The 11,906-nt window shown below is 68.5% G+C and carries 10 protein-coding genes and 1 pseudogene; 4 read left to right on the top strand and 7 right to left on the bottom strand.

Going from position 1 to position 11,906, the window contains the following annotated elements; all coding sequences use genetic code 11:
• Window positions 1-11: 11 nt before the first annotated feature.
• Entirely contained in the window at window positions 12-1,304 is a 1,293-nt protein-coding gene (locus tag OOT46_RS07105; RefSeq protein ID WP_265402897.1) for a M48 family metalloprotease, read from the bottom strand.
• A gap of 158 nt (window positions 1,305-1,462) precedes the next feature.
• Here OOT46_RS07105 and OOT46_RS07100 point away from each other — a divergent pair, with 158 nt between their 5' ends.
• Window positions 1,463-2,110: a DedA family protein gene (locus OOT46_RS07100; RefSeq protein ID WP_265402896.1), complete on the top strand. Its 648-nt coding sequence runs from the start codon at window positions 1,463-1,465 to the stop codon at window positions 2,108-2,110.
• Window positions 2,111-2,125: 15 nt separating this feature from the next.
• Here OOT46_RS07100 and OOT46_RS07095 read toward each other — a convergent pair whose 3' ends face one another.
• From OOT46_RS07095 to tsaE, 4 genes are all read right to left on the bottom strand, one after another.
• A complete protein-coding gene (locus OOT46_RS07095) occupies window positions 2,126-2,692 on the bottom strand; it encodes a Uma2 family endonuclease (protein ID WP_265402895.1) in 567 nt (188 codons plus the stop codon).
• Window positions 2,693-2,811: 119 nt separating this feature from the next.
• Window positions 2,812-3,375: a Uma2 family endonuclease gene (locus tag OOT46_RS07090; RefSeq protein ID WP_265402894.1), complete on the bottom strand. Its 564-nt coding sequence runs from the start codon at window positions 3,373-3,375 to the stop codon at window positions 2,812-2,814.
• Window positions 3,376-3,458: 83 nt separating this feature from the next.
• Window positions 3,459-4,838: an N-acetylmuramoyl-L-alanine amidase gene (locus OOT46_RS07085; RefSeq protein ID WP_265402893.1), complete on the bottom strand. Its 1,380-nt coding sequence runs from the start codon at window positions 4,836-4,838 to the stop codon at window positions 3,459-3,461.
• A 5-nt stretch (window positions 4,839-4,843) separates the two neighbouring features.
• Window positions 4,844-5,317, bottom strand: a complete 474-nt coding sequence (gene tsaE, locus OOT46_RS07080; protein WP_265402892.1) for a tRNA (adenosine(37)-N6)-threonylcarbamoyltransferase complex ATPase subunit type 1 TsaE — start codon at window positions 5,315-5,317, stop codon at window positions 4,844-4,846.
• On the opposite strand from tsaE, the gene queG reads away from it, so the two are divergent.
• Window positions 5,312-6,397: a tRNA epoxyqueuosine(34) reductase QueG gene (queG, locus tag OOT46_RS07075; RefSeq protein ID WP_265402891.1), complete on the top strand. Its 1,086-nt coding sequence runs from the start codon at window positions 5,312-5,314 to the stop codon at window positions 6,395-6,397. The genes tsaE and queG overlap by 6 nt on opposite strands.
• Before the next feature lie 7 nt (window positions 6,398-6,404).
• Here the strand turns inward: queG and OOT46_RS07070 are convergent.
• A pseudogene (locus tag OOT46_RS07070) lies at window positions 6,405-7,305 on the bottom strand (AEC family transporter).
• 242 nt (window positions 7,306-7,547) lie between these two features.
• Here OOT46_RS07070 and OOT46_RS07065 point away from each other — a divergent pair.
• Complete coding sequence (locus OOT46_RS07065) at window positions 7,548-8,522, top strand: tripartite tricarboxylate transporter substrate binding protein BugE (RefSeq protein WP_265402890.1); 975 nt, start codon at window positions 7,548-7,550, stop codon at window positions 8,520-8,522.
• 74 nt (window positions 8,523-8,596) lie between these two features.
• A complete protein-coding gene (gene xerD, locus OOT46_RS07060; RefSeq protein ID WP_265402889.1) occupies window positions 8,597-9,496 on the top strand; it encodes a site-specific tyrosine recombinase XerD in 900 nt (299 codons plus the stop codon).
• Window positions 9,497-9,517: 21 nt separating this feature from the next.
• Here the strand turns inward: xerD and OOT46_RS07055 are convergent, their stop codons facing one another.
• Window positions 9,518-11,887 (bottom strand): diguanylate cyclase domain-containing protein, encoded by a 2,370-nt coding sequence (locus OOT46_RS07055; protein ID WP_265402888.1) that lies wholly within the window; start codon window positions 11,885-11,887, stop codon window positions 9,518-9,520.
• Between the last annotated feature and the right edge of the window lie 19 nt (window positions 11,888-11,906).

Raw genomic sequence — 11,906 nt, 5'->3', positions numbered from 1 at the left:
CCCCGGCAAGCTCAGCGTGCGGAACTGCAGCCTTCGGGCAAGGCCTCTGCCGGGATGTTCTCGCCTTCGCAATCCCAGCTGACCTGGCGTTCACCATCGAGGCTGGGCACCAGCGTGAGGCTGCCGCCGTCGGGCAGGGAAACCCGGATCGAGCCGTTCTCGGCGCTGTACTCCAGCTCCTGCACGCCCTCGGGCAGTTCCTCGCTGCTGTGGCCCACCTGCTGCAGCGAGTCCGGTGCCGAGCCTTTGCGGCTGATGTATTCGCCGACCGCTTGCGCGACCTGGCTGGCATGCTCGTGCGCCCCGGCCACGGCCGGGTCGCCGCCCGCCTTGCCGCGCCGCGATTCCAGCTCCTTGAGCGCGTCGGCGAGCTCGGTGTCGGCCTCCGCCTCGGCCACGCCGGCGCGGTCCTTGTACCCCTTGTAGGCTGGCAGCGCGACCGCCGCCAGGATGCCGATGACCATCATCACGATGACCAGCCCGGCGGCGCCGCCGCTGCGTGGGCCGAGGCGGGGCGTGAAGGCGCCCAGCAGCCAGGCCAGCGCGTGGCGGCGCGGGAAGGCGACGCTGTCGCCGCCCATCACGCGCGCCAGTCGCTTGACCAGCCAGGGGTAGTCGGCGGTGATCTCGTGGAAGGACATCCAGAAGCCGCCGCTCTGCCCGGACTGGCGCGCCAGTTCGCTCAGGTTGACGTCGCTCCAGCGCTTGCCGCCGGCCGACAGGGCAGCCAGGGCCCGCCCGGCGATCTCCGGATTGGGGCAGCAGGCCAGGCCGTGCAGGTCGCAGGTGTACTCCTGCGCACGCCGGTAGGCCGGCCCGATCAGCGGCAGCATGCCGGCCGGCCAGCGCAGCACCGCGCCGGTCAGGTGCTTGCGGCGGATGTGCCCCAGCTCATGGCCGATGTAGAAGTTGATGGCCTCGGGCTGGTTCTCGAAGGCATCCACCATGTCCGCCAGCAGGATCACGAAGTCGCGGCCGAGGAAACGGGTCGCGAAGGCGTTGAACAGCCCGTCGCCGTGCAGCAGGTAGGCCTCGGGCCGCTCCTTCAGGCCCAGCTTGTCGCAGCACTCGACGAACTGGCGGTGCAGGTCCGGGAACTGGTCGGCGGTCAGCTTGGCCGCGGTGCCCTTGATGTAGGAGATGAAGGCCGACTGCACGAACAGGTAGCCGACGAAGGCGAACAGCAGGTAGACCAGGCCAATGCCCAGGGTGCCGAAGATCAGCGAGAACCAGATCATCAGCGAGAACACGAGCGTGATGGCCGCGAGCGAAGCCTCGTGCTTGTAAACGAGTGACGGGGTCAAGGTGACCTCTCCGATGTGAATTTATCGATGTATTTGTGTACGAGCTCGGCGGTCGCCTCGCTCCCCTCAGCCCGGTGGGCCGGAGGATTGTAAAAGTATGCATACCACGGCGGGCCCCCCGAGTTGGGCGGGCCCGCGGGGCCCCGATAATCGCGGCCATGGAACTCGTCAGCTTTCTCATCGACTTCATCCTGCACGTGGACCGTCACCTGGCGGACTTCGTGCAGAACTACGGCACCTGGGTTTATGCGCTGCTGTTCGCGGTCGTTTTCGTCGAGACCGGTCTGGTGGTGATGCCCTTCCTGCCCGGCGACTCGCTGCTGTTTGTCGTCGGCGCGCTGTGCGGCGCGGGGCTGATGAATCTGCCGCTGGCGATGGCGCTGCTGATGGTCGCCGCGGTGCTGGGCGACCAGCTCAACTACAGCATCGGCCGCTACTTCGGGCCGCGCGTGTTCCGCTGGGAGCAGTCGCGCTTCTTCAACCGTCAGGCCTTCAACGCGGCCCATGCCTTCTACGAGCGGCACGGCGGCGTCACGATCATCCTGGCGCGTTTCATGCCCTTCCTGCGCACCTTCGCGCCCTTCGTCGCGGGCGTGGCGGAGATGAACCGGGCCCGGTTCACCGCCTTCAATGTCGCGGGCGGGCTGCTGTGGGTCGGCGGGCTGACGCTGGCCGGCTATTTGTTCGGCAATATGCCCTGGGTGCAGGCCAACCTGAGCAAGATCATCTGGGCGTTGATCCTGATCCCGGGGTCGATCGCGATCTTCGGGGCGTGGAAGGCGCGGCGCGCGGCGCCGGCGGCTTGAGGGCCTGGCAGCGGTTCAGGGAAAGACGGGTGGCTTCAGGCGCCTGAAAAGTTGACGCAGCGGCAGCTCGAAATCTAGGCTTTGCAGGCTCAGGGAGGGGCCGCCGCTCTGATCGTGGAGAGCCCACAAGCCGTCGTTCCCAAGGCGGAAAACCTCAATGCGCAGGGTTTCGGGATCGATCAGCACGTACTCGCGCAGCGAGGCTATACGCCGGTACAGCTCGAACTTCCGGGTGCGATCGTAGGCTTCGGTCGAGGGCGACAGCACCTCGACAATCAGGAACGGCGATTCGCAATACTGCTGTCTCGCGAGATCCTTGGGATCACAGGTGACGAGTATGTCGGGGTAGAAGACAGCATCGCCGCCGATGCGCAGCTTCATGGTTTCGCTGGCGACCTCGCACGGGGTGTCTTCCAGGTGCTCGTCGAGATGCCGAACCGGCTTCACCACGATCTGGTGATGCCTTCGCCAGCCGCCGACCATGGCGAAAATTTCACCATCGACGTATTCGTAACGCTCAGGCTGCTCTTCCTCCCACGCGAGGTATTCAGCAGGCGACACCTTCTTCAACGGCAGTCCCATGGTGTGGACTCCTTGTTCCGGTGGCTGGCTCATACCGCTGTCCATGGCGTGATTGTCCTGCACTGCAGTTCGACCGTGATGTACGGGGAACCGGTTCCCCGCTCGGCGGACGGCCATGTTCAAACTGCCGACGGTGTCACGCCGTCGAAGAGCCGACCGAGCGGCAACTCGAAGTCGACACTGGCGAGCATCAGGCGGCCGCCATCGGTCTGGTCGTGCAAATCCCAAAGGCCGTCTGCCCCGAGTCGGAACACCTCGACACGCTGCGTATCAGGGTCGACCAAGGCATACTCTCGCAGCGTCGCGAGGCGCCGGTACAGGGCGAACTTGCCATTACGGTCGTGGTCTTGAGTGGAAGACGACAGCACCTCGACGATCAGGATGGGTGACCTGAAGAACCGCTCCGTCGCGAGATCGGCGGGGTCGCACGTCACGAAGATGTCGGGGTACACGTAGGTCGCCTTGCCGATGTGCAGCTTCATGCTTTCGCTGAACACTTGGCAGCGGCCTCCTTCAAGGTGGTTGCCGAGGTGGCGAGACAAGTTCATCACGACTCGACCGTGCGTGCGTCGGCTGCCGACCATGGCGAATATCTCGCCATCGACGTATTCGTAACGCTCGGGCTGCTCCTCCTCCCACGCGAGGTATTCAGCAGGTGACAGCTTCTTCAACGGCAGTCCCATGGTGTGGACTCCTTGTTCCGGTGGCTGGCTCGTACCGCTGCCCATGGGCGCATTGTGCAGCAAACCGGACCGGCGCCGTCTCGCTACAACTGCCGGTTCCTTGCCAGCGGCGGGTTCTTCGCGAAGTAGCGCTTGATGCCCTTCATCATCGCGTCCACCAGTTCCTCCTGGTAGTCCCCGCTCTTGAGCTTGGACTCTTCCTCGGGGTTGGAGATGAAGGCCGTCTCGACCAGGATGGAGGGGATGTCGGGTGCCTTCAGCACCGCAAAGCCGGCCTGCTCGACGCGCGGCTTGTGCAGCTTGCCGACCTTGCCGATCTGGCCCAGCACCTCGCCGCCGATGCGCAGGCTGTCGTTGATCTGCGCGGTGGTCGACATGTCGAGCAAGGCCCGCATCACATGCGCGTCGCTGTGCTTGACGTTGACGCCGCCCACCAGGTCGGCCGCGTTCTCCTTGTTGGCGATCCAGCGCGCCGCGGTGCTGGTGGCGCCGCGCTCGGACAGCGCAAACACCGAAGCGCCGCGCGCCTTGGGCGTGATGAAGGCGTCGGCATGCACCGAGATGAAGAGGTCGGCCTGGACCCGCCGGGCCTTCTCGACCCGCTGGTTCAGCGGCACGAAAAAGTCGCTGTCGCGTGTCATCAGCGCGCGCATGTTGGGCTCGGCGTTGATGCGGTCGCGCAGCTTGCGCGCGATCTGCAGCACCACGTCCTTCTCCTTCAGCCCGCTCGGCCCGATCGCCCCCGGATCCTCGCCGCCGTGGCCGGGATCGAGTGCGACGATGACCAGCCGGTCGATCTTCTTCTGCTCGCGGGCGTCGACCTCGGCCTTGCGCGTCGGCGGGCCCGGCTGCGGCGGGGGCGTGCCGGCGGCCAGCGGCGGCGCTGCAGGCGACGGGGCCGAGGCCATGGCCGGCGGAGCGGGCGCGGCGGGCGGCTTCTTGCCGGCGCGGCCGATGAACTCGCCCAGCGCATCGTCGATCGCGCTCTGGGCCTCCTGCTCGGCCTGCTCTCTCTCGCGGATCAGCGCCAGCAGCGGGTCGGGCGCGACGGTGGGGTGCAGGTCGAACACCAGCCGGTGCTGGTAGTGCGCGATGGGCGCGAGCGTGAACATCTGCGGCAAGGCCGCCTGCTTCAGGTCGATCACCAGGCGCACCACACGCGGCTGGTTCTGCCCGACCCGCACGCCCGAGATGTAGGGATCGTCGGCCTGCACCTTGCCGACGATCTCGCGCAGCGCCGGGCTCAGCTCCAGCCCCTCGATGTCGATCACCATGCGGTGCGGGTTGCCGACCACGAAGTGCTTGGCGCTCAGCGGCGTGTCGCTTTCCAGGGTCACGCGTGTGTAGTCCTCGGCCGGCCAGACCCGCACGGCGACGATGCTCGCGCCGAAGGCCAGGTGCGGCGCACCGAGCAGCAGCACCAGGGTGCCGGAATGTCGCAGGAGTTCTCGCCGCTTGATCATCGTGTTCAGGGGGCCAGCAGCGCCACGCCGGCGGCGGTGTTGGCCGAGAGCTTCACTTCGCGTTGGTTGTCGTCACGGATGGCAAGTTCCATGCGCAGGTCGGCAACCGGCAGCAGGCCGGCCGCGCGCTCGGCCCACTCGACGAGCTTGAGGCCCGGCGCGGCGAAGACATCGCGAAAGCCGGCGTCCTCCCACTCGCGCGGGTCGTCGAAGCGGTAGAAGTCGAAATGCCAGGCCGCCAGGCCGGGCAGTTCATAGGGCTCCATCACCGCATAGGTCGGGCTCTTGATGCGCCCGCTCGCTCCCAGCGCGCGCAGCAGGTGGCGCACGAAGGTGGTCTTGCCTGCGCCCAGCGGGCCCTGCAGTTCGATGAGGGCGTTGCGCAGCGCGGGCTTGGCCGCAAGGCCCTGCGCGAAGCCTGCACAGGCGGCTTCGTCGGGCCAGTGAAGACGGCGGGTTTCTAAAATCGGGGGATGCATCAATCCAAGGTCGTCGATCACGCCGCCCTGCTGGCCGAGATCGGACAGTGGGCACGCGAGCTCGGATTTTCACAGATCGGCGTTTCCGGCGTGGACCTCGCCAGCGCCGAGCCGGGGCTGGCGGCCTGGCTGGGCCAAGGATTTCACGGTTCGATGCACTACATGGCCGCCCACGGCCTCAAGCGCGCCCGGCCCGCGGAGCTGGTGCCCGGCACCGTGAGCGTGATCACGGCACGCATGGACTACCTGTCGCGCGGCACGCCGCCGGGCTGGCAGGCCATCGAGTTCGACCGGCTCGCCCGGCCGCAGGACGCCACCGTCTCGCTCTATGCGCGCGGCCGCGACTACCACAAGGTGATGCGCCAGCGCCTGCAGAAGCTGGCCGACCGCATGGCGGAACGGCTCGGGCCCTTCGGCCACCGCGTGTTCACCGACTCGGCACCGGTGCTGGAAGCCGAGCTGGCGAGCCGCAGCGGCCAGGGCTGGCGCGGCAAACACACGCTGGTGCTGAACCGCGAGGCGGGCTCGATGTTTTTCCTCGGCGAGATCTATGTCGACCTGACCTTGCCGGCCAGCGCGCCCGAGAGCGCCCACTGCGGCTCCTGCAGCGCCTGCCTGCAGGCCTGCCCGACGGGCGCCATCGTCGCGCCGCACCGGCTGGATGCGCGGCGCTGCATCTCTTATCTCACGATCGAGCACGACGGGCCCATTCCGGTGGAGCTGCGCGCAGCGATGGGCAACCGCATCTACGGCTGCGACGACTGCCAGCTGGCCTGCCCCTGGAACAAGTACGCCCAGCGCGCCACCTTGCCGGACTTCGACACCCGTGCGGCGCTGGCCGAGCCCAGCCTGCTGCAGCTGTGGGCCTGGAGCGAGGCCGACTTCCTGCGCCACACCGAGGGCAGTCCGATCCGCCGCATCGGCCACGAGCGCTGGCGGCGCAACCTGGCGGTGGCGATGGGCAATGCCTTGCGCGCGGGGCCGGCGCCGGCCATCGAGCAGGCCTTGCGCGAGGTGCTGCCAGAGGCCTCGCCGCTGCTGGCAGAGCACATCGAGTGGGCTTTGCAGCAGTCCGCCTGAACCTGCCTCAGAACAACCGCTGCACACTCAGCCAGAGCGGGATGGACGCCATGCCGAGCAGGGTGGACAAAGTCACCAGCCCCGCCACATAGCCGCCGTTGCCCCCCCATGCGCATGGCCAGCACATAGCAGCTGGAGGCGGTCGGCAGCGAGGCGAAGGCGACCACGATGGGCTGCTGGGCCGCCGGCACGCCGAGCAGGTGCACCGCCGCCAGCGCCGCCAGCGGCAACACCAGGTGGCGGATGCCCAGCAGCCCGGCAGCCAGGCCCGGCGCGGCCGACAGGCCGCCCAGCTTGAGCCCTGCGCCGACCGCCATCAGCCCCAGCGGCAGGGCGGCCTGGCCGATGCGGTCGAGCGCCGGCGTCACGGGATTGCCGAAACGCAGGCCGAGCAGGTTGGCGAGCAGCCCCGCCACCGTGCCGAGGATCAGCGGGTTGCGCCCGATCTCGCGCCAGAACTGCTGCCCGCCGTGGCGCGCCAGCGCAAACACCGCTCCGAAATTGCAGACCGGCACGCACACCGCCACCAGCATCGCGGTCCAGACCACACCGTTTGGGCCTGCCAGCTTGTCGGCCAGCGCCAGCGCCACATAGGAGTTGAAGCGAAACGCCACCTGGGCGCCCGAAGCGTGCAGCTTGCTGTCCACGCCCGGCAGCCGGCCCAGCGCATAGCTGCAGCCGACGCCGATCAGCACGACCCCCAGCCCCGAGGCGGCCAGCGGGGCGGCGGTGCCGAAGTCCAGCGGGCTCTTGACGATGGTGTTGAAGAGCAGCACCGGGAACAGCAGGAAGTAGACCAGCCGCTCGACCGAGTCCCAGACCGGGCGGTTGAGGGCCGAGTAGCGGCACAGCAGGAAGCCGCCCAGGATGAGCAGGCAGTCGGGCAGCAGGAGCAGGGCAGTGGACATGCGCGGGCGGAGGTCGGGAGGGTGCGAGGATGAACTCACTGGGACCAACCCGGGTTGGTAGTTCCCACAATCCCTGAAGGTGCATGCGTATTCCAGCATACGGCCAAGGCGCGTGAATGCCCGTCACGCCCTGGCCGCTCGAAGGCGGCTAGGATGCGGCGAAACCGTCGTGGTGCAGTCACGGGCCGAGCCGGCTCGCGGTGCCCCCCGGGTTCGTGAATCCTCACCTTGGAGATTTTGGTATGCAGCGTAGACACCTCTTGGCCGTTCTCTCGATGCCGCTCGCCTTGGCGGCCGGTGGCCAAGCCTGGGCCCAGGCTTACCCGGCCAAGCCGGTGCGCCTCGTGGTGCCCTTCGCCCCAGGCGGCACCACGGACATCATCGCCCGCGTGGTGGCCGACAAGATCCAGCCTGCGCTCGGCCAGACCATGGTGGTGGAGAACAAGGCGGGGGGCGGCGGCATCATCGGCGCCGGCGAGATTGCGCGGGCCCAGCCGGACGGCTACACACTGGGCGTGGCGACGGTCTCGACCACCGCGTCGAACCCCGCGATCAACCCCAAGACGCCCTACAACCCGCTGACGGACTTCACGTCCATCATCAATATCGCGGCCACGCCCAACGTGATCGCGGTGCACCCGTCCTTCCCGGCCAAGGACTACAAGAGTTTCGTCGCCGAGCTGAAGAAGAACCCCGGCAAGTACAGCTACTCCAGCTCGGGCACCGGCGGCATCGGCCACCTGCAGATGGAGCTGTACAAGCAGCTGTCGGGCACCTTCGTGACCCACATCCCCTACCGCGGCGCCGGCCCGGCGCTCAACGACACGGTGGCCGGCCAGGTGCCGATGATCTTCGACAACCTGCCCTCCGCGCTGCCTTTCATCAAGGACGGCCGCCTGATCCCCATCGTCGTCGCGGCGCCGCAGCGCCTGGCGGTGCTGCCGAATGTGCCGACCTTCAAGGAAGTCGGCCTGGAGCCGGTGAACCGCATGGCCTACTACGGGATCCATGCGCCCAAGAACCTGCCCAAGGAGGTGGTGGACAAGGTGTACGCTGCGGTCAAGAAGACGGTCGAGTTGCCGGAGGTCAAGAAGCGCATCGAGGACACCGGCTCGCTGATCGTCGCCAACACGCCCCAGGAGTTCACGGCCCAGACCAAGACCGAGTTCGAGGTCTACAAGAAGGTGGTCGAGCAGCAGAAGCTCAAGCTCGACTAAGCTTCGCGGGCCCCAGACCAGCCACCGCCCCGCCGGGCCGGTGGCTTTTTCCTTGTTGTTTGTTGCCGTCTCTCATGTCCGCACTGCAGCAGAGCCAGGCCTCCATCGACCGCTTCATCGACGCCGTGTGGATCGAGGAAGGCTTGTCGGCCAACACGCTGGCCGCCTATCGGCGCGACCTTTCGCTCTATGTGCAGTGGCTGGCGGGCGAGCAGGGCAAGGCGCTGGACGCCAGCACCGAGGTCGACCTGCTGGGCTATGCGGTGCACCGGGCCGGTACCAAGGCGACCTCGGCCAACCGGCGCCTCGCGGTGTTCCGGCGCTATTTCCGCTGGGCGCTGCGGGAGCATCTCGTCAGCGCCGACCCCACGCTCAGGCTCAGCACCGCGAAACAGCCGATGCGGGTGCCGAAAACCTTGAGCGAGCAGCAGGTCGAGGATCTGCTGGCCGCGCCGGACGTCGCGACCGAGCTGGGCCTGCGCGACCGCACCATGCTGGAGCTGATGTATGCGAGTGGCCTGCGGGTCAGTGAGCTGGTGACGCTCAAGACCGTGCACCTGGGGCTGGACGAGGGCGCGCTGCGCGTGATGGGCAAGGGCAGCAAGGAGCGCCTGGTGCCTTTCGGCGAGGAGGCGCATGCCTGGCTGCGCCGCTACCTCGCCGCCGGGCGCGGCGCCATCCTGGGCGCGCGCAGCAGCGAGGCGCTGTTCGTCACGGTGCGGGGCGACGCGATGACGCGCCAGATGTTCTGGAACCTGATCAAGAAATACGCGCTCCAGGCCGGCATCCGGGTGCCGATCTCGCCGCACACGCTGCGGCATGCCTTCGCGACCCACCTGCTCAACCATGGCGCCGACCTGCGCGCGGTGCAGATGCTGCTGGGCCATGCCGACATCTCCACCACCCAGATCTACACCCACGTGGCGCGCGAGCGCCTGAAGATCCTGCACGCCTTGCACCACCCGCGCGGCTGAGCCGCGGCCTGGGGCGGTGCCTCAGCCGGCCACGTGGAAACGGTCGCGGCCGGCCTTTTTCGCCACGTACAGCGCTTCGTCGGCGCGCGCCAGCAGCTCCTGTTCGGGCAGCGGGCCGCCCTCGTAGAGGGCGATGCCGATGCTGGTCGTGACCTCGAGCTCGCGTCCCTGGACGTCGAAGGGCTTGCGCACGGTGCCGACGATCTTGCGCGCGACGAACTGCGACTCGTCGCGTCCGCGCAGCCCTTCGAGGACGATGACGAACTCGTCGCCCGACAGGCGCGCGACGGTGTCGGTGCCGCGCAAGGCCGCTTTCAGGCGTTGCGCGAACTCCTTCAACACCTCGTCGCCGGCCGCGTGTCCGAGGCTGTCGTTGATGCTCTTGAACTTGTCGACGTCGAGATACAGCAGCGCCATGGGCTGCAGCGTGCGCCGGCAGCGCGCCATGGCCTCCTGGAGCCGGCGCTCGAACTCGTAGCGGTTGGGCAGCCCGGTGAGGGTGTCCGAGCGCGCCAGCTGGCTCAGGCGGGCCTCGACCTCCTTCTGGCCGGTGATGTCGGTGCTGAGGGTGTAGACGCCGGCCACCTGCCCGTCGGCGTCGACATCGGGCACATAGTCGATGCGCAGGTAGCGCGGGACGCCGCCCAGCACCGAGTGGGTCTCGAAGCTCGCCCGCTCGCCGGCGAGCGCACCCTCCAGGTGCTGGCGGCGTTCTTCGTACAGCTCGCAGCCGATTGCGTCCTCGACCTTGCGTCCCAGCATGCTCTCGGGCGGCACGCCCAGCCAGCGGCGGTAGGTTTCGTTGGTGAAGGCGTAGCGCCGGTCCCGGTCGATGTAGCCGATCAGCACCGGCAGGTTGTCGGTGATCGCGCGCAGCCGCCTCTCCTTGTCGGCCAGCAGCTGCTGCGCCTGCCGGCGCTCGCTGATGTCGTGCAGGAAGGCCAGGCTGACATGGCTGTCGCCCTGGGTCACCGAGGCCAGTGACAGCTCCACCGGGATCTCGTGGCCGTCGCGGTGCAACGTCGTGATTTCATAACGCTCGCACCTCGCCGGCCCTTCGCCGGCGCCTCGCAGCACCGCCAGGCAATCGGCCCGGGCCGGGCGCTGTGCCGGCGGGATCAGCAGTTCATCGAAGTCGCGCCCGATGGCCTCGGCGGCGGACCAGCCGAAGGTGGCTTCGGCGCGCTGGTTCCAGGCGTTGATCCGGCCCTCGACGGAGATGCCGACGAAGGCGTCGGGGGCGTGCGTCAGGATGCTGCGCACGCGCTCCTCGCTGTGCTGCAGCGCGCGGTTCGCCGCCTCCAGCTCGGCGGTGCCCGAGCGCAGCTGCTGCATCAGGCCGACGAACTCGCGCGTCACGTCGCCGATCTCGTCGTCGCGGCGCCGCAGCGTCCTGCCCGGCAGACGCGTGCTGCCCTCGCGCAGCGCGCGCATGGTGCGGCCGAGCGCACCCAGCGGGCGCAGCAGCCACCAGGTGCAGGCCCAGACCAGGGCGGCGAAACACAAGGCCAGCACCATGGTCTCGCGCAACTGCGCGGCGCGTGCCTGCTGCAGCGGTGCGAGCGCCTCGGCGGCCGGCAGCAGCGCCTGCACCTCCCAGTTGACGCTCTTGATGTAGTGGCGGGTCACGATGGCATCGCCGCCGCCACTTGTGGCGACGGCGCCGCGAGCGGCAGGGCTTGCGGCCAGGGGGGCTGTCGAGCGTGTGGTTTCGAGCGGCCTTGCCGGACTCAACACCCGGGCGGGTTCGGGGTGCATGACGTAGACCGGGTTGGCGCCCCGCGTGACAACCGCGAAGTACCCGGTCTTGCCGACCTTGGCGTGGCTCAGCGCGCCGAGGGCGTTGGGGTTCTGCAGGTCCAGCGACCCGACCAGCACGGCCCGCACGCTGCCCTCGGCGCCCATCACCGGGGCCGCCATCAGCACCGCGGGGCGACCGCTGACCCGGCTGATCAGCGGCGCGGAGATATTGGCTTCCCCGGCATCGAGGGCGATGCGGAAGTACTCGCGGTCGCTCAGGTCGACCCCGGCGGGAACCGTGCCGCCCACTTGTCCGCCGATCAGGTGGCCGTCCCGCCCGACCAGGTAGAGGCTGGAAAAGAGGGTCTGCGCCGGGGCCAGTGGCTGCAAGGCCGCCTGGGCGGCTGCCGCCGACCCGAGCGGCGCGGCGCGCAGCGTCTCGGCCGAGCGCTGCAGCAGGCGCAGCTGCATCTGCAGCTTCTCGGCCAGCGCATCGGCGGTCGCGATGGTGAGCGACTGCTGCTGGCCTTCGATCAGCTGCAGGTAGTCCTGGCTCATGTGCTCGCGCTGCAGCCAGCCCGCCAGGGCACCGAGCGTCACGGCCAGCGCGGCGACGGCAAACGAAAGCTTGAACTTGAGGCTGGCACGCACGGCGGGCAGGGCAAAGGGC

Origin of the sequence: Aquabacterium sp. A7-Y (genome assembly GCF_026153205.1) — a bacterium.
Taxonomy (GTDB): domain Bacteria; phylum Pseudomonadota; class Gammaproteobacteria; order Burkholderiales; family Burkholderiaceae_C; genus Caldimonas.
Note: the sequence above shows the minus strand (reverse complement) of the source record. Positions and strands in the feature narration are given on the sequence as shown.